We start from the raw sequence: 24,400 nt of genomic DNA on the forward strand, positions 1-24,400 counted from the left end.
AGAAAATATCTGTAATTCACAGTTGGGCAAACTCTAAATTGATTGTGCCAATTGCCAAGTAATAAACTGGTTTGCTTGAGAGTATAACCCAGTAAAAAATTAAGCGCGCTTTATTTAGTCCGAATCATATCGAACACTGCCATGAGAGAGCAACCTAGAATATTACATAGTATTTAGTTTTTCTCTAGGGCATGAGCTTCAACGATCATTTTGATATCAGTCACTTCAGCATACCCTTCCTAATTTTGTTGTCTATTTACTGAAGTAGAGATCGAATTGTAGAGAAGGTGTGGCCGAGATATGAAACGTTCAAAAGAACTGGCTTTTTACTGCTCGGTTCATACCTACTATCTTGATTAAGGCAAAGTACTATGAAATCTATGTCGCAAATTTCAAACTTTAAAATAATCCCTTATATTATTTTATTTGTAAGTATTTTACTTAGTATCTGTGGGCAATTGCTGATGAAAAATGCCATGCTTTATACAAATGAGGAAGTATTTACTTGGAATTTTCTTCAAAAATTATCATTAGCTATTACTGTCTACTGTTTAGGAATAGTAAATTGGATATTGGCTCTGCGCTCTGTAAAATTAAGTATTGCTTATCCACTAACAAGTTTAAATTATGTCGGGATACTTTTCGGTTCATACTACTTTTTTAATGAGGTGATTACATTAACTCGAATACTAGGAGTAATCACTATCTTCTTGGGTGTTCTTTTAGTAGTTAACCCCATAAAAAAGCTCAAGTTTAGATAATTAATTACTTAAAATATTAAAAATGAGCATTTTTACTTGGCTAAATTTAATACTTGTTGTTTTGTTTGGAACAACAGCTCAACTTTCACTCAAGTATGGATTTTATATCTCTAACTCTAATAAAGGAGAAAGCGGATCTCTCAAAAATCTCTTATTATCTCGTTATTTTTTGATTTGGTTTATCTGCTATACATTTATGACTATATTGTGGCTTTATGTATTGCGGACAATTCCTTTAAGTCAAGCGTTTCCAGTTTTAGGCTTAATGTATGCATTTGTACCAATTGCTTCTCACTATCTTTTAAAAGAAGAAGTTGTTTTTAGTCAGTGGTTAGGAATTTCCGTTATTATAACTGGCGTAATTCTAGTTGGACATTAATCTTTTATCATCAAATTATTAATATTAACAGTTACAGAAAGATCATCCTCTAAAACATTTTCACAAAATCTAAATTTAATTTATGAATATAGGCATCGTTGGCGGAGGCATCACTGGGCTAGTATTAGCTCAACGTCTTTCAAATCAAGGGCATCAAGTCACTGTCTTTGATAGTAACAAGCAGCTTGGTGGACTTACTACCTATCATGATTACGGATTATTTACCTGGGATCGCTTTTATCACGTTATCCTACCTTCTGATACTCATTTAATAAATTTTCTCAGAGATATTGGTCTTGGAGATAAACTACGTTGGCATCGGAGTTTAACAGGCTTTTACGACAATAAAAAGTTTTATTCTATTAGTAATAGTATAGAATTCCTGCGTTTTCCTCTATTTGGACTTATAGGTAAAATCAGATTAGCTTTTACTCTCCTATATGGTTCACGTCTTAATAACTGGCGGCGCTTAGAGAAGATTTTAGTTGAAGATTGGCTATTGAAACTCGGTGGTAAAAACACATACGAAAAACTCTGGAAACCTTTGCTTTTATCCAAACTAGGAGAAAACTATAAGCGAATCTCAGCAGTTTTTATCTGGGCTTATATCAAACGACTATTTTCAGCGCGCGATTCTTCATTAAATAAAGAACAACTTGGTTATGTCTCCGGCGGTTATAAAACTGTTTTTGACCATATAGAAAAATTAATTTATGCGGCTGGAGGTCATATCCACAAAGGTGTTGCGGTTGAATATATCGCACCTCATCCAGGGGGTGGAATGTGGGTAGAATCTCAGGGTAAAAAAGAGCATTTTGATAAAGTCATCTTTACTGGGCCAGTTAATATCTTGCAACAGGTTGCTGCGAGGGGACTGGTGAAAGTTTCAGACACTACTGAAACAGTAGAATACCTGGGTGTAATCTGCATGGTATTGATTACTCGTAAACCTCTAGTTCCTTATTACGTAGTAAACATTGCCGATAAAAACATTCCTTTTACCGGAGTTATCGGTATGAGTAACTTAGTTTCTTTAGAAGAGACAGCAGGGTATCACATTACATTCCTACCAAAATATATCCTTTCCACTGACCCGTTGTTAAAACAACCAGATGACGAATTACGACCAATATTTTTCCAAGGTATACGTTTAATGTTCCCCGAACTTAAAGCAGATGACATTGTAGCAGCACATATTAATCGAGCGATTAAAGTACAGCCACTACAAGTTTTAAATTATTCCAGCCTTGTTCCAAAAGTGAGTACTGAAAACGATGATTTTTTCGTCGTCAATACCTCACAGTTGGTCAACGATAGCGTCAACAACAACGCAGTTGTTCGACAAGTCGATGAATTTCTCAAAAAATCAGCATTACTGAATTCTTGAAATTTGAGTAATACATTTTATTTTAAAAATCACACGAGGTCTTTATGAGTCTTTTTGTTCTTTTACCCGCATATAACGAGCAAGAATCAATTCGACCCTTGTTCAAAAAGTTTCAAACATTGCAGCAAATCTTTAATATAGAGATAGAACTGATTCTTGTCGATGATGGCAGTAGCGATAAAACTGCTCAGACTGCTTTAGAAGAATCTCAATCACTGGGTATATTACTAAAATTAGTCCAACATCCCAAAAATGCTGGTTTAGGTCAAGCAATTAAAACAGGTTTCACGACTTTCTTAGAAATTTCCAAAGAAGGTGATTTTTTAGCGGCGATGGATTGTGATAATACTCAACCACCAGAGCTATTAATAAAAATGTATGACACTATGATAGCTGGTAGCTATGATATTGCGATCGCATCTAGATATCGAAAAGGTTCTAAAGTCATAGGCTTATCAAAATTTAGAGAGCTGATGAGTTACGGAGCCAGCTGGCTTTTCAGAATTGCAGCCCGTGTACCAGGTGTCAAAGACTACACTTGTGGTTACAGGCTGTATAACCGTACTTTCGTTAGTAAACTGGATATGTATTATGGGGAGAGTTTATTCACTGAAAGTGGATTTGCTTGCATGATAGATTTACTGCTAAAAGCCAAAGTGCTCAAACCAAAAATCATAGAAATTCCAATGGTTTTGAGATACGATCAAAAGCCTAGTGCCAGCAAAATGAAAGTTCTTAAAACTATTACTCGAATACTAAAGCTGTTGTTTAAGAATCTAGTATCAACAGAGCCAAATTCCAATTTAGGTCAGGCTTTCAAAGAGCAAGAAACACTCAGAATTCCACTGAAAATGGCAAATCGTAAATAAACCTGAGAAGAAAAGTATGAATTCTTTGGTTGAGAAGAGTGCCAGATAAGTACATGAATAGAGATGTGTTATATTTTACACTCAAACAAAAGCGGAGCTTTCCTTGCTCCGCTTTTGTATTCTGATATCATGTCCGCTTGATTACTTACTAAACCCCAAGAACCCCACCCCGCCAAAGCTGCGCTTTGTCGCTTTGTCTGCCCTCCCGAAGAGCGGGGAGGGGGTTGGGGGTGCAATGACTGTGGGAATCATAACTAATTATGCGGACATGATATGACTTCTGAATTCTTCGTCAAATAGCTCCAAATTTCTAGTCTGTGGGCGGATTTGCCAAGGCGTTGTTAAAGGGGAGGGAAATCCACACATTTTTCTAGCAACTGTGGCTTTTGCTCATTTGTTAGACTGAACAAACCAGGATTTTTCAGTCAAATCTCTGAACTACGCCAGCAGACGAGGCTACCCATGCTTACAAGTACGCTACTTCTCTCGAATCAACTTCCCACTCTCCAATATTCCTCTACACCAGAGCGTTTCGATGAAACCTGGGAAGCCCCCCTGGCTACCCTTCTGGGACTAGGACGCGCCGCTGGGGCTGACTTCATCGAATTATTTTTAGAGCGTCGCAACTATATTAGTTCTCTTGCAGAAGATGACGCTATCACGAGTATTTCACCCAGTCTGTCTACAGGCGCGGGAGTCAGAATATTTCGTGGTAAAGCTGACTGCTACGTTAGCACCAATGACCTTTCGTTTTCCGGTTTGAAAGCAGCCTTAGAAAAAGGTCTTTCTATCTTGGGATTGCAGCTACCCACTGCTAAGGCTTTCATCCCAGAAATCAACCTAGAATTACTCAGAGATTACGCCACCAAAAGAGGTAAAGATGCATGGCTACCTGTGTGTAGCTCCATCCGAGAAATGGGAGAAATCCTTCTAGATGGTACTGCCCACCTGAAGCAAAAAGCTAGCCATGTCCAATCGCGCCGTGCTACCTATTTCCGGGATTGGCAAGAAGTTTTAATCGCCGCTAGTGACGGGACTTTTGCCCGTGATATTCGCCTCACGCAATCAGTAGGATTTAACCTATTGTGTGCTGATGGTGCTAATCGTAGCTCAATTGGCGATCGCGCGGGTAATACTAGTGATGCCAACTTCTTGAGAACTTGGGATTCGCAACAAGCCGCTGAGAAAATCGCCGAATCTGCTGGAAAAATGCTCTATGCAGATTACGTGGAATCAGGTACTTACCCGATTATTATGGCTAATCACTTTGGCGGCGTAATTTTCCACGAAGCTTGCGGACACCTACTAGAAACCACTCAAATAGAACGCAATACCTCTCCCTTTGCTGACAAAAAAGGCGAAAAAATTGCCCACGAAAGTTTGACAGCCTGGGATGAAGGGCGCTCTGAAAATGCCTTCGGGACAATTGACATGGATGACGAAGGTATGCCTGCTCAGAGAACCCTCTTAATTGAAAAAGGCGTTCTGAAAAACTTCTTAGCAGATAGAACAGGTTCCTCACGCACCGGACACCCCAGAACTGGAAGTGGACGCCGCCAAAATTATACCTATGCCGCTGCTAGCCGGATGCGTAATACTTATATTGATTCTGGCGAATATAGCATTGATGAATTATTTGCCTCTGTTGATAAAGGTATTTACTGTAAAAAGATGGGTGGTGGTAGCGTTGGTGCTACAGGTCAATTTAACTTTAGTGTTGATGAAGCTTATTTAATTGAAAATGGCAAAATCACCAAACCGTTAAAGGGAGCAATTCTCATCGGTGAAGCCAAGGAAATCATGAATAAAATTTCCATGTGTTCCCAAGATTTGGAAATTGCACCAGGTTTTTGTGGTTCCGTTAGTGGCAGTATTTACACCACAGTCGGACAACCCCACATCAAGGTCGATTCTATTACCGTAGGTGGACGATAAGAATTTTAGATTTTAGATTTTGGATTTTGGATTGTGAATGAGCAGGAGTTTAAGGCTAGAACAAAGCAGCTGGCGTTACGAGTTATTCGTCTAGTTGAGCAACTACCACAAACTAGAGTTGCAGTCGTAACATCCAAAATCCAAAATTTAATATCAAAAATGGAATCGCTTCCAATCCAAAATATAAAATCCAAAATCCAAAATTGATTATGCCGAATATCAATGAAATTGCAAATTCTGCCAAGGACAATGCTGATAAGCTTGGCATTAAGAAATTCGACATTTATGGCTCAACAGTAGATGACACTAGCGTGCAAGTAGACCAAGGTGAGCCAAAACAAGTTAAAGCTTCAAATCGCTCTGGTGTTACTGTTCGTGTCTGGAATGAAGATAACACGATGGGTGTCACCAGCACCACAGATGTAGACCCCAAGGGACTAGAATTAGCTTTAAAAACTGCCTACGAAGCCAGTTTCTTTGGTGTTAAAGAAAATGTTCCTGATTTTAGTCCAGAGGCTACTACTCCGATTCCAAGTAAACCTCAAGATAAAGCACCCCAAGCACCTGTTGCTGAACTCATAGAAAAATTGTTGGTAGCTGAAAAAGAATTACTGGCAGCTCATCCAGCAATTAAAGGTGTACCTTATAATGGTTTATCGCAAAGAGATATTGACAGGTTTTATCTCAATAGCGACGGCGCAGTCAGAACTGAATCTCACTCTCTAGCATCAGTTTATCTTTATAGCAAAACTGAGGAAGATGGCAAAAAACCTCGCAGTGCAGGCGCTTATAGAATCAACCAACGTTTAGATAATCTAGATATTAATGGTTGCATCAAAGAAACTGCCGATAAAACTATCAGTCACTTGAATTATGAAAAAATCAAGACTGGTAAATATCGAGTTGTCTTTTCAGCGGAAGCTTTCTTAAGTCTGTTGGGTGCTTTTTCTAACTTGTTCAATGCCCAAAGTATTTTAGACAATCAAAGCCTATCTACTCCTGATGATTTAGGTAAGCAAATAGCTTCTCCTTTGCTTTCGGTTTTTGATGATGCACTTCACCCAGCTAACGTAGGTGCAGAAAGTTTTGATGGTGAAGGAACTCCTACTCGTCAAATTTCGCTGATTGAAAATGGTGTTTTAACAAGCTTTCTCCACAGTGCCGGCACTGCTAAAAGGTTAAATGCCCAGCCAACGGGTAATGCTAGTATTGGCGCTAAAGTCAGCGTTAGTCCCAATTTTTATCACGTATTTTCAACAGCAACTCCTGAGCAGGAGTTTAGTTTAGAAACTGCTGAAAATGTGATTTTTATCGATGATTTACAAGCTCTCCATGCTGGAGTTAAATCCTTGCAAGGTTCCTTTTCTTTGCCGTTTGATGGTTGGCTAGTTAATAAGGGTGTGAGGACGAGTATTGAGTCAGCAACTGTTGCTGGCGATTTCTTGGAACTCTTGAAGTCAATTATTTATGTAGAAAAAGAAGCAGAGTTAACGCCAGGTGGTGTTTGCCCGAAAATCTGGGTTAATGAACTATCGATTACTGGCGAGTAAAACTTAGGAAGTGATGAGTTAAAGTTTAACTCTTAACTCATCACTTGGAAATCATGACTCATCATTAGTATTCACCACCAATACTAATGGCAGTATTAAATACATCAGCACCGCTTAAATCAATACCAGCTAAAACAGCGCCATCTACGTCACTGTTATATAAACGGGAATTACTCAAATTAACGTTGGTAAGATTGGCATTATTTAACATCGTATCGCTGACGAATGCTTCTGTGAGATTAGCAGACTTTAAATTAGCTCCAGTTAAATCGGCACCTTCTAAGTTAGCACCTTCTAGATTAGCTCCTTTTAAATTTGCATTTCTCAAGTCAACACCGATTAGATGAGCGCCTTTGAGGTTAGCTCCTACTAGATTGCATCCCGAACATTCTCTAGTTTCTAACAAGCGGCGGACAGGGGCGGAATTTTCTGCTTTGACGGGAATGGGAGTAGCTAAAGATAGCGTGCTGAATAAGGCTGCTGCCGTCAAAAAAATTCGTTTCATAATTTACCTCGGACACTTATAGAAGTCATTAGATTCTGATCTTCTACGATACCAGTGTGCCAAGATTACAGAATTCTGTCCTCATGCGATCGGAAGAATAATAAATGCCATGAGATGAGATATTCTTCCGTAACGTAGTCCTATGGGAGTAAATTTCAAACTGAGATTATATTACTAAGCTTTGCCGCTACCTAATAGGTACAAGAGTGCCATCCGAACAGCGACACCGCTGGTAACTTGTGATTGAATGAGACTAAACTCTGGGTCATCCATCAATTCAGAACTAATTTCAACACCACGGTTAACTGGGCCTGGATGCAAAACTTTGACGTTAGGTTTACAAAGTTGCAGTTTTGTGCGTGTAATCCCAAACAGTTGATGATATTCTCGCAAACTTGGCAGCAAATGAGCCGTCATCCGTTCCTTTTGCAGACGCAATGTCATGACGAAATCGGCATTCTGCAAAGCTGGTTCTAGCTGCCAGTGTAGAAAAAGTTGGGGATTGGAGGAATTACTTCTGACTTCTGACTCACTTCGACTACGCCCTTCGACGCCGCTCAGGCTAAACTCAGTTACCTCCTGACTCCTGCCTTCTACTTCCTCCGAGATAAACTCGGCAAAGAATTTAGGTAAGAGGGTTGGCGGTGCTGCCAGATGAACTTCGGCACCACTGGCAATTAAACTCCAAATATTCGATCGCGCCACGCGAGAATGGAGAATATCCCCAACAATAGCAATCTTTTTCCCCTTTAAAAGTTCCAGTCGCGGATGATCTGGGTCAATTAGAGTAGTTATGGTAAATAAATCTAGCAGTGCTTGGGAAGGATGCTCATGTTGACCATCACCAGCATTCAGGACGCTAACTCGTACACCTAGACGATCCATTTCAGATGCGATCGCATTTGGTACTCCTGCCTCTCGATGGCGGACTACCATAATATCAGTTCCCATTGCCAAATAAGTTTTCGCCGTGTCGAGAATTGTTTCTCCCTTAGTCATAGAAGATGTGGCGGCGGCAAAGTTCAGTGTATCCGCACTTAAACGTTTGGCGGCGAGTTCAAAACTGCTACGGGTGCGGGTAGACGATTCAAAAAATAAATTCGCCACCACCTGTCCCTGCAAAGTTGGCACTTTCTTTGTCCGCCGTGATAGCACCTCTTGAAAACTGGCCGCAGTTTGCAAAACTGTATCGTATTCAGTAGTAGTGAAGTCAGCTAGGGAAAGAACGTGATGACGATTCCAGGTGTTAGTAGGCATAAATAGCAATTAGTTTCCTGCATAGAGATACGAGCGATCGCCTCTCTTCAGCTTTTTAATTTACAGATGCAGAGGAAATGATATCACCTGTCTTCTATCAAATTAGCTACTTGTTGTTTCTAGCATCAAGGATTTATATAGCGCTTGTCAATTAGATAAGGTATTACAGAAATCACCTTAATTGTTGCCCATCTCCCCTGAAAAAAATCGCTCTCCTGACAATCCTGCCTCTGTCTGCCCTCTAACTTTCGCTGCAATTACTAACCCTGTAGACCAGTTAATTTTTGAAAGCGTCAAATCGCTTCTGCATTCTAAGCTTGAAATGAGCTGGCTAGCTTTTGAAGCCTGATCCTCAGACCAGATGGCTTGAGGCAACATATCATCAATAACGTACAAGCCGCCCAACTTAAGCAAATTGAGCGTATCCTCAAGGCAACTATATTTTCCTACCCATGCATCAGCGAATATAAAATCAAACCTTTGAGCAGCTATTTTACCTAAAAAAATCGTCGCGTCTTCTGCATGGAAAACGACTCTTTGATCCTGACCTAAATACTTTCTGGCAACAGCTATCACTTTGTCATCTTGGTCAACTGAGATCAGCTTGGATTCCCGATCCATACCGTTCAAAAGCCAAGCAGCAGACACACCAGTTCCTGTGCCTAGTTCAAGAAACATACCAGCAGGTTTGCTCGCAGCAAGTGTTCTTAGAAAAGAACCTGTCAGTGAGTCTGAAGCCATACGAAAATTTAGGGCTTCAGACTCTGCCTGAATGTGCTTCAAAACGTTAGGATACTTTAGATTTTCTTGGTCTTTCATACGTCCATTAAGCTGGTAAATGAAAAACGTTTAAAGCTAGAGAAATTAGGCTAAGGAAGGTTAAAAACCCAATTGTATCTAGCATTGTAGTCACTAACGGGCCACTAATCAAAGCAGGATCAAGTTTCAAGCGTTTCAAAGCCATTGGCAGTAAAGTGCCGAGTGTAACAGCCACAATTGTATTAGTTGCCATGACCATGCCGGCAATTAAAGCCACCCATCGCTCTTGGGGTCGTGCCCAAATTAAGGAAAGCAGTATCATCGTTGTGGCTAAAGCGAGAGCCGTACCTAAACCAGCTAGAAGTTCCTTGCGAAGAATTTTTAAGGTATCTTTGGGTGTTACCTCTCCCACTCCCAAGCCGCGAATTGTTACCGTTAATGATTGAATACCGACAGTACCACCAGTGTTAGAAAAAATCGGCATAATGACTGCTAGAACTGGCACTGCGGCAATTACAGATTGAAAAGGCGCGATCGCACTGGCTGCACCAATATACAGAGCCATGATCCCCAACAGCCAAGGCAAGCGGTTACGGATGGTGAGTAAGGGAGAGGATAAAGCTGCTTCATCACCACTCACACCCCCCAGTTTTTGGATATCTTCTGTGGCTTCTTCTTCCAAAATATCCATGACATCATCAATGGTGACAATGCCTACCAATCGGTCTTCCCGATCGACAACGGGGATAGCGATTAAGTCGTAGCGCTGCATGATTCGCGCCACTTCTTCTTGAGGGGTTTCAGTTGTTACCTTAATGACGCGAGCGCTAGCAATATCTTTGATGAAAACATCGGGAAAGGTAAACAGCAATTGCCGTAGTGAAACTACTCTTACCAGTGTCCGGTTATCATCTGTGACGTAGGCGTAGTAAATCGATTCCTTGTCTTCGTCCTGACGGCGGATTTTGCTCAGGGCTTCACCGACAGTCAATCCTTGGCGCAACCGGACATATTCGGTTGTCATCACCCGCCCAGCAGTGCCTTCTGGATAGCCGAGAATCGTTGCTGTTGCTTGCCTTTGTTCTGGACTGAGTTCCTGCAACAGCCGTTTAATTACTCCAGCAGGTAGTTCATCAAATAATTCTGCCCGTTCATCGGGACTCATCTCTTCTACAAGTTGCACTACCTGGACATCATGCAGAGAATTAATTAGTTCTTCCTGCACCTCTGTCGGCAGATATTCAAATACATCAATTGCCTGAGCTTTGTTGAGTAAACGGAATGCGATCGCTCGTTGTTGTTCGGGCAATTGTGTAATGTATTCTCCCACATCCACAGGTTGCAAGCGATTTAAATCCCATTTCAACTGGTTTAAATCGGTAGTATCAGTCAGCAAATCACGAATATCTTCTGTGAGCATGATATATATCTCCTAAGTCTCCCCCGCGCTGGGAGACTTCCTCACCACAGCTCAGAGGAGGTTGATACTGCCATCTTGTGGACTATGGTCCATAAAATTTCAACAATTCAATATCGATAGCTAAATCAAAGCATTGCTAGTCATCATCCTAACCCGGAATAGCGCTATCTGGTAGATACTGAGGAAATTTTATCTCTTTAGTACCTTTATATAAATTTTTAGCTTCAACCTTGATTTTTAGGGGAATTATTCTGCGATCGTAGTAAGTTTTGCTACTAATATAATCTATGAGAGCTAGCGATCGCGAATAAATAACCATACGGATGGCTAAAAAAAGGGGAGTTGTCTGCAAACAAGGCATTATAAAACTTCTGCTCATTCACAAATGCTTGAGGTTCAGTAATCTAAATTGAGATACTCTTACTTGAGTGTCGTTAACTAATTACTAAATCATAAATAGCTTCTAGCTTGGCAGTTTGCTTACGAATATCAAAATTTTCGCAAATAAACTCTCGTCCTTTTTTACCCATACTCTTAGCTAAAGCCCGGTCAGACAAAAGAATATCTAATTTTTCCGCGAGAGCTTGATCGTCTTTTTCATCAACTAAAAAGCCAGTTTCTCCATCTAAAATAGCATCAGGAATAGCGCTATGCCAGGTAGAAGCTATTGGTAAACCAGAAGCGGCGGCTTCCAATATTGAAAGGGGTAAACCTTCGCTATCACCGTTCTTTGCTGTTTGACTGGGTAGAGAAAATATTTCTGCATTTCTCATGGTTTTTTGAATCACTTCATAAGGTTTTGCCCCCATAAAATTGACTCTATTACTAATACCAAGCTCATCTGCTAAAGCTTTAAGTTTTTCAGTCATTGTGCCATTTCCAATCTGAATAACTGACACATCTGGATGCTTACTGGCAATCCGGGCAAAGGCTTTTAATAGGGTATCAATTCCTTTTTTTTCAGTATGTCTGCCTACACATAAAATATATCTTTCACCTTTTGATTCACTGGCTGGGGCAAATTTTTCTAAATCTATACCACTATTCAGTTTAATAATTTTATCTTCAGGATAACCATATTCAATCATCTTTTTATACAAGAAACTAGAAAAAGCGATAAATTTAGATGCTTTTTGTTTTAATTCTTCTTCATGCAAAAGAAATTGATAGAATGCTGGATTACCTGAGAGCCACATAGATCGACGTGAAACTGTGATATCAAAACCGTAAAATGTAACGATGAAAGGAATATTTAATTTTTCTGCCAGTCGCATTGCATAAATACCATCTGGCCCAAAATGTCCGTGAATTAATTTTAGATTTTTTAGTTCATCCTCTTTTCCAAACATATTTGGTGAGGCAGAAATTATATGAATTAATTGCTTAATTTTCCATTGGTCATTATCACTAATAGCAATATTGTCAAAAGGAATTTCTTCTAATAGTTTACAAGTAAGAAATAACGGTTTGTATATTTGTAAATTATGGGCTTGTTCTCCGATAAAAGTTTCTGATACTCTCGGATAAGCTCGACGATACATCCCAACTGTTTTCATTGTGTTACTCCTATTTAATATTAATATTTCTCTTGACAAAAAAGGAACAAGATATTGGGTAAAAAACTTTGAAGTTCTTTATATATTTACGCCCTTGATTCTATCTGCTGCTATTTTGGATAAAATAGTAATTACCTGATTCATTCACAACAGCAATAATAATACCAATCAATTTTTAGTTTTTTCAAGCTAATATTAGTCTAAATCAGGGTTTCAATTATTTATGTTAGTAAGTGAAATAATAATTTTTCCTGAAACTATTATTTAGTAAATATCTTAGGGCCTAATAAAGCAAACTAGGATATTTATTATGTAAACAAACTAATTAATTTTTTATAACTTGAGCATTGACAAATAAGCCAAAATAGCAACTATGCTTTTCAAGGCTTCTAGGTATTTTGCGATGCTTGCGGTAAATGCTCGCCTACGCAACTAATAAAATATGGTTTGTAAAAGGCTGAACCGATGTCTAGATGTGAATGCACAAGATGATTTATTTGTAAAGTGCAAAAGCCCTATTTTTTATCAAATTTGATTGGGTTGAGAATAGCCTCCCTTTCTTTACTGCAATTATTTGCTGAATGTCCAACACAAACACATCAATCTTAAAACATATCTACATTAAAATTATATTTATATTTTTGCAAAAAAATGATTTAGTTTATACCAGCATAAGCATAACCTCGGAGTAGTGATTTAGTTTAGACTAGCATAAGCTCATCCTTCGGAGTTAGGCACTCTTGATTTTTTGACATCATCCCATCACTGATATTATGTCTGGCTAATTAGTTATAATTCCCGAATCTATGCACAAAGCCCAAAAAGCCCTCACCTCTGCGGTCTTAATGATAAGTCTTTAACCCTGTTTTGTCACTTTCGGAAAACAATAATCAAACCCACATTCTGAGACTTTGAATTAATCAAGCGGGGTTGCATATTTGCGGGATGATTTTACTATTTTTGTGGGATGGGCAACATGAGCGTCCCTTGTATTTCCGGGCGGGCAGGATGCCCACCCCACAAGAATCATCCCTTAATTCAGCAATGCCAAAATATCGTTTTCAATGCTCCGCATCATCATAATGTTGAGCATCGAGTAGTTAGTAATTAAAATATCTGGTGGAGTATCTTGCATATCCCAACGCGACCGCATTTCGCCACCATCGAGTCGGGGAAAGTAGTAAGGTAAATCGGGATTTAAAGATAAATTCGCCTGAAGTAGATTTTGCTGCTGCTTGGCACACTCATCTAATTCGTTTCGCAGTCGTTTGATTTTATCAGGTTAGGAAGCGATCGCTATTTTGGGAAGATTTCACCCAATCAGCATCATAATGATTAATAGAGTGTAATTCTGTCAGTTCAAAGGGGTTATCAGTACTGATATTTTGTCTAGGTTGGCAAGGAATAGAGTTAGTATAATCAAACACATCATGAGCTACACCAACCAGTATCCAAAAGTCACGAGCAGGTAAAATTAGGTAATCTAGATCATCTGGAGAAGTAATTTGGTATTTAGCACCATTTTCTAACTCCTTCTGATTGACTGAATACTCTAAAGGAAAATACCATCCAGGACGTTCTTCTATTAATGAGTAAGTATTATCTCCCTGTTTAACTTCTACTGATTCTAGGCTGCGTCCTCGCTGCTGCTTGGGGTAATGATGTTTTATAACACAGGCAATCATTGATGAGGGCTTGCTGTTTGCTTCGCCACTCAATCAAATATTTTATTTCCAACTTAAAAAGTATTACAAAGCTATAATAGTTACCAACGCATACGTAATTAAACTGAAAATACTACTCGTCTATCTAAGTTGAATTATCAACAAAAAGAATTCGTTATGCCTTAAAAAGCTGAAATTTAAAGTATAAAAAAGTACATAAATTTATGAAATTTGAACAAATATCATATTTTCGTTTGCGATCGCGGTCATTTTCTAACCATGACTAAAAATTAGCTGTATTTCTGACTGTGTTAAACCCGTTTGGCAAAGGGCAAAAAATATATTATCTTCCTCCTGCCGTAAGCTCGAACTGCCCTCTGCTTTCTTCGGTAATTTTTAGAGATTTTCTCGTGTCCGTTTTGCTTCTATTAGTTTTTCCAGTTCACCAATTTCATCTATGGTATAAAACTTTGGGTTAGGTTCAGCGTTAATTTTATCCATTAGAGCGTGAAAAGCTTCTGTATCATTACGATTCTCTAATAAATGTAGAAACTTTGTGAGGTTTTGACAGAGAATGATTGTCTACTCCACTCCGCTCCGCATTAGCTAATCCATCCCCACCGTATAGACGGATGGGGTTTTCCGCGAATCCTGATAAAACAAATCAAATTTTGTTTGGGTGTAGGATACCTCATCAAGGTTGACTTACCTTTTTGATTGCCGCATCACACCACATCCTGACAGCTTCTTCCATTGCCTCACTGTGCCCTATTTCTAACTCAAGAGCTAGCTGTTTGAAAATTTTAACTAAATCCTTGGGCAGATAGGCAGCACTTTGGGTGTAATCGCTGTGGGTGCGTTTGTTAATTCGAGTTTCCATGATGAAAAAAGTTAATCTGCTGTTCTGCTAGCATACTAGCTCATATCCCCTAGATTGGACTCAATAGCACGTAATTCTGACCACACCCAAAAATCTCCCCAATTTTTCACTATTTCGCCAGTGCCACGCCGAAATAAAATCACTAAAATTCAGTACCCAGAAGCGTATTAACAGGAGATAATAATAAGCTCACACCACCCTTAGCTGTTGTCCCATCAACCATTACAGAACTTATTCTGACTTGGTTTAGGTAATTCAGTTCACAGTCACAGGGTCGAATTTTGCAAGTAGTTCTGAACCAAATCATGAAAACATCTACCAAATTGCTAGCTCGTCTAGACTATTACTACCAGCAAATTAAAACGATTATCCTGACTCGGCAAAATCCGATTACTGGTTTACTACCTGCGAGTACAGCAATTACAGCCCACGGCGATTATACTGATGCCTGGGTGCGAGACAATGTTTACAGTATTTTGGCAGTTTGGGGTTTAGGACTTGCATACCGCAAGATTGACGACGACGAAGGACGCACTTATGAACTAGAACACAGTGTCATCAAACTGATGCGCGGGTTGTTGTTTGCAATGATGCGACAGGCTCATAAAGTAGAGACATTTAAACATACTCAGTCGCTACTAGATGGACTGCACGCGAAATATAATACCGCCACTGGTGACATTGTTGTTGGTGATGATGAATGGGGACATTTGCAACTTGATGCCACATCTATATTTTTGCTGATGTTGGGGCAAATGACGGCTGCGGGATTGCAAATAATTTATACCATTGATGAAGTAAATTTCGTCCAAAATTTGGTTTACTACATTGGACGAGCTTACCGCACACCAGATTATGGCATTTGGGAACGTGGGAATAAAATTAATCGTGGTAGTGCTGAGTTAAATGCCAGTTCTGTAGGCATGGCAAAAGCTGCTTTAGAAGCTATCAACGGACTAGATTTGTTTGGTGTGCGTGGTAGTCAAGCATCGGTGATTCATGTGCTACCAGATGAAATCGCCCGCGCCCGAATTACTCTAGAATCCTTATTACCAAGGGAATCTGGTTCCAAAGAAATTGATGCGGCGCTGTTGAGCATTATTAGTTATCCAGCCTTTGCAGTGGAAGATTTGGAGTTACGCGATCGCACTTTAAACGATATTATCAATAAACTCGCAGGTAAATACGGCTGCAAACGCTTTTTGCGTGATGGACACCAAACTGTTTTAGAAGATAGCCAGCGTTTGCACTACGAACCGTGGGAACTCAAGCAATTTGAGCATATTGAATGCGAATGGCCGTTATTTTTCACTTATTTAGTTCTAGATGGATTATTTCGTGGCGAACAAGAACAAGTTAAAAAATACCAAGAGCTTTTAGAATCATTACTCATAGAACAAAATGGCTTGCGTTTATTACCAGAACTTTATTATGTTCCAGCCGAAAACATAGAAGCAGAAAAGTTAGCACCCCAAACGCAGCCACGTTTGTTCAATGAAAATATTCCTTTGGTGTGGGCGCAGAGTTTATATTTTCTCGGTGAAATGTTGAGTGAAGGGTTGCTGGCGGTTGGTGATATCGACCCTTTAGGAAGACATTTGTGTGTGGGCAAACAGCGCGATGCATTGGTACAAATTGCTTTATTAGCAGAAGATGAAGATTTACAGAAAAAACTAGAAGTTCACGGAATTGAAGCACAAACACCTACTCAAGTAGAACCGATTCAGGTGAGAAAAGCTGGAGAATTCTCAGCTATTTATACCCAAATTGGACGTAACAACAAACTTGGTTTAACTGGGCGGCCAGTGCGGCGGCTGCGGAGTTTAACAACATCTAGAATTTTTCGGATTAGCGGTGAAACAATTGTATTTTTGCCTTCATTTTCAGATTCTCAACAGTTTTACTTAACCCTTGATTACCATTTTCTACTAGATCAAATTAGAAGCGAACTAGCTTATATTCAAAAATATTGGAGCGATTTAGGTCGTCCTACCTTAACTTTAATGTTGACGCACACCATGTTAGAGGCAGGTTCGGAAGCATTATTAGAACTGATGAAAGAACTGAAAGATGGTGTTTGTAACGGTGTGCGGGTGAAATTAGGGCGGCTAAATCAGTTAATGCTGACAGCCGGAATCCAAAGAATTGATTTTCTTCCAAATGCAGAATTTTCGCGATCGCCAGTTAAAAATGCTAGCCTACGTTGCTATTATCTAGCTTATCATCCTGAGAAAAGCTGGCGTTTAGGACATACCCAAGAATTTAAAATGGAGTATGAAACTAACTTCGGATTATTGCTTTCTTATTTGCGTTCATCAGAGAATATTTACGAGCAAATTGAGTTATTGCAAACTTTGACTCGCTTGCAGGGAATGCAATTTGATACAGGATATGGCGGCCCAGGATATCCTATCACTGTAGGGGATTTACTAGATGAAGTTTACACCAAAGCTGGAGATTTAGGCATTTGGGCAGTAGTACGTCGGGCTGCTGGGTTACGGCAAATGGTTGATATCAGCCTATCAGATGCAGTAACGAGTATCTTGGTAAGGGGTAAGCAAATTGCTGTGGGTAAAGCTTACAGCGAAGCATCCTTGATTAGCGTACCCATGTCCCACGATGAGATTGCCGATAAAATTAACCATTTTTGTCGTGAAGATATCCGCGATCGCGTCCTCACTCAAGAGATTTTAATCTATCTTGGCATCTTAATTCGCTCAGAACCCGAACTATTTCAAGGACTACTAACCTTGAGAGTCGGCTATCTCATCCTGCTAATAACCAGCGAATTAGCGCGGGAATTACACCTTACTCAAGATGAAGCTTACGATTACTTAATGCAACTTTCACCCTTTGAAGTTAAAGTGCGCTTGCGTCAGGTATTAACTGGATATACTGGCATGAGTAACCTGTTACGCCAGCAAGAATCACTGCACGTAAAACAAAAAGAAAGTGATATTGCTTGGGTGGTATTACCAGGAATCGCCGAAGGGATAGAAGTTCCGCCGGGTGGTTGGCGACGGTTTCGCCAAGCTGAAGGTGCGACGGGGCGAGTACCAAAAGAATTTTTTAAGCAAGTTTGGCTATTAATGCAACATTGCAAGGGTCTAGTAATTGGCGATAAACTAGAGCGCCGCAATCGTTTAGATAGTGAGATAATGCTGTCAGAAATGACAGCGGGGGAAAGAAATTTTGCGCTGTTAGTTGAGCATTTGCTGAATAAAATTGAAGCTACAGAATATCGCCAAGTTAATATTGAAGCATTAATCGAATTAGCTGCGATCGCTGCCAATAATCCCAAGTTGCAAATTGAAGAATATATCGTGTTGGATGTGTTGATTGGCCATGCAGTGCGATTGGCGTGGTTAGAGAATCATAGTCAACGCAGCGATCGGTATGATGAGGATAAGGCAAGTGCGTGGCGATCGTTTTACAATACTTCTCCTAGAGATTGCGCTAGTTATATTTTGAAGGCATTCAGGTTCTTGACGGAATTTGTGAAAGATTTTTAAACGCAAAGGATCGCAAAGGGAAACGCAGAGGAGCGCAGAGGATGAGAGAGAATGAGTTGAGTGGGGTGATTATTGGTTGTGCTATGAGGGTGCATAGTGCTTTGGGGCCTGGTTTGTTGGAGTCGGCTTATGAGGAGTGCTTGGATTATGAGTTGAAGAAAGCTGGATTGAATGTTGGTAAGCAAATTTCATTGCCTTTGGTTTATCAAGATGTGCAATTGGAATGTGTTTATCGATTAGATTTGATTGTCGAAAACCAAGTAATTGTAGAGATTAAATCTGTAGAGTCCTTCCACCCAATTCACTCAGTTCAACTCCTAACCTATCTCAAACTCGCAAACTGCAAACTAGGTCTTCTCCTTAACTGTTAACGTCCTCCACCTCAAAGAAGGTATTAAACGCGTAGCCAACAACCTCTAACCCCTCCTCTTACTCCCTCTCATCCTCCGCGAACCTCTGCGCTTCCCTCCGCGTTCCTTTGCGTTGAAAAAAAATATCCCCCACCTAAGACTCCAAAAGCAGGGGTTTTATTAAAACTACTTAACAGAAACAGCATCAACATCAATGGTGCTTCCACTAGAGGTAGAACCCTCAGTAGTATTAGGTACTTCAGCACCCACCTCACCCTTACGAGCTTTCCAGCCTTCAATCACTAGCCCAGACACTTCACTAACTAGCAGAGTCAAAAGGAAAACATCATCAATCTGTCCCGCAACGGGTATAAAATCTGGGAGAATATCAAATGGGCTGACCAAATAGACCAACGTTCCTAAAATTACCCACCAACGGTATTTAGGGTTACGAAGCACACTGCGATACCAGGCGTAAAGTGATTGGATTGAAAATTTCATATTTTGAACCTCCAGTTATCTTTAATTTTGACAAATCATCCTAAAAACTCACGGTGCGAATAACCGTCCTAGTTAGTCTGGAAGACGCTACTAGTAATTTGTCAACAAAGACAAATAAGTAGGTAGCGGGTTCATCTTAAACAGGCAACAGTTGTTTGTTTATAGGGCTGATTAATCGATGAGTGCTGATATCTGCTGTTCTAGCCATAAGAGATATGCCTATAGACTGATTTTATTTTGCTAGAGATTTTATAAATTGCTCGGTATAGTCTTAAACTTCTGTGCAGATCCCAAAGAATAATCTTCTAATTTAAAATCAGCAAAAGGCTTCTTTTCTAACCTATTTCTTAGCGCCTCGTCAAGAATGACACCTGATGATTCTCTTTTAACCCCAATAATTATCACACTTGTCTGATATGTAGTTAAATCCTGATTTGCCTGACAATCACTACGTTGAAATTGGCCCAAATTCAATAAGCGATAATTTTTGACACTTGGTGTATTAATAAATAATTTTTTAGCCAAAAGTTGTATTTGTTTAGAACGTTCTAAAGCCACACGTTCTTGAATTAATCTATCACCTTTGCAAGAAGCTGTACCAACAGAGATAAGCTCGTTGGGAGCTTCCATTATCTTCTCTATACCTTCTTGTTCTAAGTTCAACTTCAAAAGGTCAACACTAATAATTTCATCATTGTATTTAATTTGAAAGTTGCTACCTAAAAGCCATTTATATTTTAGTGATAAAACCGCTATATTAAACTCGGCTATCCTTCCTTGACTGTCCCTACCTTCTTGATAAGAAAAGTAATCAATATTACCTTTTTTTTCTGGATATTGTCTGTAATAAGATGTTTCAGAAAAATCTGATTTTCGCGTGGCTAAAGCCACTATACTAAGCAATCCTAATACTAGTAATAGAACTGCAAAAAATGCCAATAGCGGCACTTTTTCCGGCTGCTTACTTGGAGGTAATGAGTTTTGATTAGTATCTACACGTAAATGTTCAAGGTTAGAAGATTCTAGTATATTATTATTTGTCGGAGTCGTGTCTGTTAATTGAGTTTCGATTTCTTCTAGGGAATGCAAAATTTCTTCAGTACTAGCAGGACGTTTTTCTATATCTGACGCTGTTAGGCAATCAATTAAATTCAATAGTAAGGGTGAAATATGGGTAGCATGATTTTGCCAGTGCAACAAATTTTGCTGGACATCATACATCTCCAAAGGATGATACCCTGTCAGCAAAAATACAAAAGTGCGTCCCAAAGCAAAGAAATCTGACTGCGGTACTGCTTGACCATTCATTTGTTCTGGGGCGCTGTAGCCAGATGACATAAGTGCTGTCATCTTGTCGCCATTGCTTAGTTGCTCTTGGTAGGTTTTATTAATTTCACTGGCGGTGCCAAAATCAATTAGTACTAGATTCCCCCAACCCTGCTCAAGGGGGGATCTAATTATGATGTTAGATGGCTTAATATCTCGATGTAGGTACTGGTTGCTATGTACTACATCTAAAATTTCTATCAACTGTCTTAACCAGTCTATGGCTTGTTCTTGGGATATGGGGCTATTTTGCTGCTGTAGCCACTGTTCTAAGTTGTAGCCATCGATTTTTTCCATTGCAATGCAATGCAACACTAAACCATTTCGGGTTTGATACTGGAAGTAACTATCTTCTTTGGGAATTCCGGGATGCTTAAATTGTCCCAACACCGTTACTTCTTGCTGAAATAGTTCTACTGCTTTGGCGTCGCCTGATAAATCTTTTTTGAGTATCTTGATAATTTTAGGGGTATCTTGCTCGTATGCCTCATAAACTTTACTAAAACCTGTTTTCTCACTCAACAGGCACGTCACCCGATAACGCCCTAGCAATTCTAGATGGGAACCACAACTTTGACAAAAGCGGTTTTGATGATTATTCGGGTGATTTGGTTTAGGGCAAACAGGGTTGATACAAAGGCTCATGACAGGGGAGTGGGGAGTGGGGAGTGGGGAAGCAGGGGAGCAGGGGAGCAAGGGAGCAGGGGAGCAAGGGAGAAATTGCAGTAAGTTTTCCCCTCTGCACCTCTGCCTCTTATGACCAATACAACTCTTGGAGAGGCTGCGCCAACGGCTTCTCTACGAGACGCTATGCGAACGCGGTAGTTGAGCGCAGTCGAAACTCAGTACAAGTGCCCAATTCCCAATGCCCGATTCCCCTAGACATCCGCTCCTATTAATTCTTCTGTTGCTGTATGACTAATCCCGTCTAAATAATCATGAGATTTTTGATCTGTGTTCTGCCAAGAAAGCTGCCACAGTTTGGTTAAATGCCTCTGGTTGTGTCAAAAATGGCCAATGATTGCCGGGAACTTGGCAGATACGTAAGTTTTGAAGATAGGCTTTGTAAGGTTGAATTTGCCAATTTTGGCGGTTTAGTCCTTGTTTTGGCTGGATGAAGAGAGCAGGGGTGTCAAGGGGAATTGTAAAACCGGGCACTTGCATCACTGCCTCAAAAATACCGTCGCGGGCGGCTATGGTAAATTTGCTGCCCCAACTCCCATCGGGTTTTTGTTCTATTCCTGCTTGGAAGACTTGCTGCTGTAAGGAACTCCATCCTTGATATTGCTTTAATTGCCGTGCTTGTTGTTCCGCTTGTTCCTGACTGGCAAAGGGCCCCATACTTTTAAGAAAAGGCAAGAAGCGATATAACATTGGGAAAGTTACCCTGAAAAGACTGGGCATTTTCCAGATAAAAATCGGATCGACGAGAATTATACTCCGTAAACGCTTTGGGTTTTGTCTTGCCCAGATGGCGGCTAATTTGCCTGTCCACGAGTGACTTACAATATGGGCAAAAGTCCATCCAAGACTATCCATGAGTGCTTCAAGGTCTGCGATCGCACTCTCAAAGCTATAATCTATCTCTGGTTTACTACTTTGGCCATGTCCGCGCATATCTGGCGCAACTATGTGATAGTCCGCCGCCAAGTAATCTCCTAAACTAGACCACACCAAAGCATGGTCGCCTAAGCCATGTAACAGCAGTAAAGGTTCTTGACCTTGATTCCATTCTAAATAAGAAAGTTGGATATCAGGCTTTGATAAAGTTTGACGTACAGGCATCATTGCACATCCAAGCTTAGATAGTTTTGCGTTTATATAGTACTGCGAAAGAAGATGGGGAGCAGGGGAGTAGGGGAGCATGGGATAAGAGGCAGGGGAGCAGGGGAGAAAAGAAGTTGTAGTAAGTTTTTCCCCTCTGCCCCTTATCCCATGCCCAATCCAATTGTTACCATTTACCACTTTATGACTCTGAGGATTGTACCAATTGACACGAAATAATGAGGCTAATGAATGCCAAGATCAAGAAAAGGATGCCCCAAGGATATTAAAAGTACTATGCCAGAATTACACCAATCGATTGCCCAGCATTATCACGAACGGACTAAATACAACCCTGAGACTCTCGCTTCCAAAAGTCAGCGGTTAGACTGGACTAAACAGCCAGTACCCTTTAAAGAGTATAAAATTGGCTCTACTTTTGATCTCAAACCCTATATCCAAGAAAAAGCAGAGGCTTATGCTAATAATCCAGATGCTCAATGGTGGCAAAGACTTTCACGGCTATTGTTTCGCAGTTATGGATTGACGGCGAAAATGCCTTCTATGGGTAGTGCAGTGTATTTACGCGCTGCTCCCAGTGCAGGCGGATTATACCCTGCCGAGGTGTATGTGGTTTCCCGTGGTACGTCGTTATTGCCACCTGGTCTATATAACTACCAATGTCGAACTCATTCTCTCATGCATTATTGGGAAAGTGATGTTTGGCAAACTCTCCAAGCAGCTTGTTTCTGGCATCCTTCTTTAGAAAATACCCAATTAGCAATTATTGTGACTGCGGTTTTCTACCGTTCTGAGTGGCGCTATGAAGATCGGGCTTATCGGCGGATTTTTCTGGATACGGGACATCTGTTGGGTAATATCGAGCTAGCTGGTGCGATTACTGATTATCGCCCCCATTTAATCGGCGGCTTTGTGGATGAATCGGTCAACGATCTGCTTTATGTCGATCCGCAACAAGAAGGTGCGATCGCTGTCTTACCTCTGGCAGACTTGTTAGATGTTAATCAAAATTTACCATTGGGATGTACTGCTTTACCTTCTGCGACTGAAACCAGTTATCCTCAAATCCCTGATGGCGAATTACTAACATATTTCCATCGACACACCGAGATCCAATCGGGTGTAACTGGTAATCTTAATCTACCAACTATTAAACAAGAAAAATCTTTGGAGGATAAATACAATTTTCCTTTCTGTTTAAAAATTCCCACTATCACCGCACCGATAAACTGGGGACAAAAACTATCAGAACTGGAAATCACTATGTATAAGCGACGCTCTACCCGCGCTTACAATGGTGATGATTTAAGCTTCGATGAATTGAAAAGTTTACTCGATTTCACTTACCAACCGCAAAATTACATCGACCAAAGCTTAGATATTTCTCCAGACTACTTCGATCTAAATTTAATCGAAACATTCATTGCTGTTTGCGGAGTCAAAGGACTGGAGGCAGGTTGTTACTATTACGCACCCAAAGCCCAAGAATTACGCCAAATCCGGTTTAAAAACTTTCGGCGAGAGTTACATTTTCTCTGTTTAGGACAAGAATTAGGGCGGGATGCAGCAGCAGTGTTATTTCATACAGCCGATTTGAAAGCTGCGATCGCACAATATGGCGATCGCGTTTACCGTTACTTGCACATGGATGCGGGTCATTTGGGGCAACGCCTGAATTTAGCAGCAATGCACCTGAATGTAGGCGTCAGTGGTATCGGTGGATTCTTTGACGATCAAGTAAATGAAGTTTTAGGCATTCCTACTGATGAAGCTGTTTTATATATCACTACACTGGGACGCCCAAGATAAAAATAATCCCAGAGACGCGGAGAATCCAGAGAATTTCTTTCTCTGTTCTTTACGTCTCTGTGCAATCTTAAGGGGCTACAACTGGGGCTAGGATGCAGATAAAATAAGCCTCATCGCTCTTTGTCCTTGTTGGTAATGTTCCACATTTAAATTGCATATACTGGACGGGCAAGATGCCCATCCCACAAGAGTTAT

The 24,400-nt window shown here is 40.3% G+C and carries 20 protein-coding genes and 1 pseudogene; 9 read left to right on the plus strand and 12 right to left on the minus strand.

Annotated elements, in window-relative coordinates:
• The first annotated feature begins 371 nt into the window (after positions 1-371).
• From V7K44_RS03275 to V7K44_RS03300, 6 genes are all read left to right on the plus strand, one after another.
• The gene (locus tag V7K44_RS03275; RefSeq protein WP_334928600.1) at positions 372-761 is read left to right on the plus strand and encodes an EamA family transporter; all 390 of its coding nucleotides are present in this window, start codon (positions 372-374) and stop codon (positions 759-761) included.
• Positions 762-783: 22 nt separating this feature from the next.
• Positions 784-1,140 (plus strand): EamA family transporter, encoded by a 357-nt coding sequence (locus V7K44_RS03280; protein ID WP_334928602.1) that lies wholly within the window; start codon positions 784-786, stop codon positions 1,138-1,140.
• Between the two features lie 82 nt (positions 1,141-1,222).
• Positions 1,223-2,527, plus strand: coding sequence for an NAD(P)/FAD-dependent oxidoreductase (locus V7K44_RS03285; RefSeq protein ID WP_334928604.1), 1,305 nt, complete (start codon positions 1,223-1,225; stop codon positions 2,525-2,527).
• Positions 2,528-2,571: 44 nt separating this feature from the next.
• Positions 2,572-3,396 (plus strand): glycosyltransferase family 2 protein, encoded by an 825-nt coding sequence (locus tag V7K44_RS03290; RefSeq protein ID WP_334928606.1) that lies wholly within the window; start codon positions 2,572-2,574, stop codon positions 3,394-3,396.
• 462 nt (positions 3,397-3,858) lie between these two features.
• Positions 3,859-5,331 (plus strand): TldD/PmbA family protein, encoded by a 1,473-nt coding sequence (locus tag V7K44_RS03295; RefSeq protein WP_334928608.1) that lies wholly within the window; start codon positions 3,859-3,861, stop codon positions 5,329-5,331.
• A 209-nt stretch (positions 5,332-5,540) separates the two neighbouring features.
• Positions 5,541-6,881, plus strand: coding sequence for a TldD/PmbA family protein (locus tag V7K44_RS03300; protein ID WP_334928610.1), 1,341 nt, complete (start codon positions 5,541-5,543; stop codon positions 6,879-6,881).
• A 64-nt stretch (positions 6,882-6,945) separates the two neighbouring features.
• On the opposite strand, the gene V7K44_RS03305 is transcribed toward V7K44_RS03300, so the two are convergent.
• The 9 genes from V7K44_RS03305 to V7K44_RS03340 all read right to left on the minus strand — a co-directional run bounded on the left by V7K44_RS03305 (position 6,946) and on the right by V7K44_RS03340 (position 14,922).
• Positions 6,946-7,386, minus strand: coding sequence for a pentapeptide repeat-containing protein (locus tag V7K44_RS03305; protein ID WP_334928612.1), 441 nt, complete (start codon positions 7,384-7,386; stop codon positions 6,946-6,948).
• A gap of 174 nt (positions 7,387-7,560) precedes the next feature.
• On the minus strand, positions 7,561-8,643 hold the full coding sequence (locus V7K44_RS03310) for an aspartate carbamoyltransferase catalytic subunit (RefSeq protein WP_334928614.1): 1,083 nt from the start codon (positions 8,641-8,643) through the stop codon (positions 7,561-7,563).
• Between the two features lie 177 nt (positions 8,644-8,820).
• The gene (locus V7K44_RS03315) at positions 8,821-9,462 is read right to left on the minus strand and encodes an O-methyltransferase (RefSeq protein ID WP_334928616.1); all 642 of its coding nucleotides are present in this window, start codon (positions 9,460-9,462) and stop codon (positions 8,821-8,823) included.
• A gap of 7 nt (positions 9,463-9,469) precedes the next feature.
• Positions 9,470-10,822 carry a magnesium transporter gene (gene mgtE, locus V7K44_RS03320; RefSeq protein ID WP_334928618.1) on the minus strand — a complete coding sequence of 451 codons (1,353 nt, stop codon included), beginning with the start codon at positions 10,820-10,822 and terminating at the stop codon, positions 9,470-9,472.
• Between the two features lie 148 nt (positions 10,823-10,970).
• On the minus strand, positions 10,971-11,141 hold the full coding sequence (locus tag V7K44_RS03325) for a hypothetical protein (protein WP_334928620.1): 171 nt from the start codon (positions 11,139-11,141) through the stop codon (positions 10,971-10,973).
• A gap of 115 nt (positions 11,142-11,256) precedes the next feature.
• On the minus strand, positions 11,257-12,378 hold the full coding sequence (locus V7K44_RS03330) for a glycosyltransferase (RefSeq protein ID WP_334928623.1): 1,122 nt from the start codon (positions 12,376-12,378) through the stop codon (positions 11,257-11,259).
• A gap of 1,277 nt (positions 12,379-13,655) precedes the next feature.
• The gene (locus tag V7K44_RS03335; protein ID WP_334928625.1) at positions 13,656-14,063 is read right to left on the minus strand and encodes a hypothetical protein; all 408 of its coding nucleotides are present in this window, start codon (positions 14,061-14,063) and stop codon (positions 13,656-13,658) included.
• 375 nt (positions 14,064-14,438) lie between these two features.
• Complete coding sequence (locus V7K44_RS33095; protein WP_442940657.1) at positions 14,439-14,621, minus strand: DUF6887 family protein; 183 nt, start codon at positions 14,619-14,621, stop codon at positions 14,439-14,441.
• A 115-nt stretch (positions 14,622-14,736) separates the two neighbouring features.
• Positions 14,737-14,922, minus strand: coding sequence for a ribbon-helix-helix protein, CopG family (locus tag V7K44_RS03340; RefSeq protein ID WP_094328789.1), 186 nt, complete (start codon positions 14,920-14,922; stop codon positions 14,737-14,739).
• Positions 14,923-15,227: 305 nt separating this feature from the next.
• On the opposite strand from V7K44_RS03340, the gene V7K44_RS03345 reads away from it, so the two are divergent.
• Both V7K44_RS03345 and V7K44_RS03350 read left to right on the plus strand, forming a co-directional pair.
• The gene (locus tag V7K44_RS03345) at positions 15,228-18,434 is read left to right on the plus strand and encodes a glycoside hydrolase family 15 protein (RefSeq protein WP_334928627.1); all 3,207 of its coding nucleotides are present in this window, start codon (positions 15,228-15,230) and stop codon (positions 18,432-18,434) included.
• 41 nt (positions 18,435-18,475) lie between these two features.
• Positions 18,476-18,854: pseudogene (locus V7K44_RS03350) on the plus strand (GxxExxY protein).
• 116 nt (positions 18,855-18,970) lie between these two features.
• Here the strand turns inward: V7K44_RS03350 and V7K44_RS03355 are convergent.
• The 3 genes from V7K44_RS03355 to V7K44_RS03365 form a co-directional block, all read right to left on the minus strand.
• Positions 18,971-19,285 (minus strand): YkvA family protein, encoded by a 315-nt coding sequence (locus V7K44_RS03355; RefSeq protein ID WP_334928629.1) that lies wholly within the window; start codon positions 19,283-19,285, stop codon positions 18,971-18,973.
• A 249-nt stretch (positions 19,286-19,534) separates the two neighbouring features.
• The gene (locus tag V7K44_RS03360; protein ID WP_334928631.1) at positions 19,535-21,256 is read right to left on the minus strand and encodes a serine/threonine-protein kinase; all 1,722 of its coding nucleotides are present in this window, start codon (positions 21,254-21,256) and stop codon (positions 19,535-19,537) included.
• A 291-nt stretch (positions 21,257-21,547) separates the two neighbouring features.
• Positions 21,548-22,396, minus strand: a complete 849-nt coding sequence (locus V7K44_RS03365) for an alpha/beta fold hydrolase (protein WP_334928741.1) — start codon at positions 22,394-22,396, stop codon at positions 21,548-21,550.
• Positions 22,397-22,672: 276 nt separating this feature from the next.
• On the opposite strand from V7K44_RS03365, the gene V7K44_RS03370 reads away from it, so the two are divergent.
• Entirely contained in the window at positions 22,673-24,205 is a 1,533-nt protein-coding gene (locus V7K44_RS03370) for a SagB/ThcOx family dehydrogenase (protein ID WP_334928633.1), read from the plus strand.
• Positions 24,206-24,400 lie beyond the last annotated feature (195 nt).

It is taken from the genome of Nostoc sp., assembly GCF_036917235.1.
In the GTDB taxonomy this organism is placed as follows: Bacteria; Cyanobacteriota; Cyanobacteriia; order Cyanobacteriales; family Nostocaceae; genus Nostoc.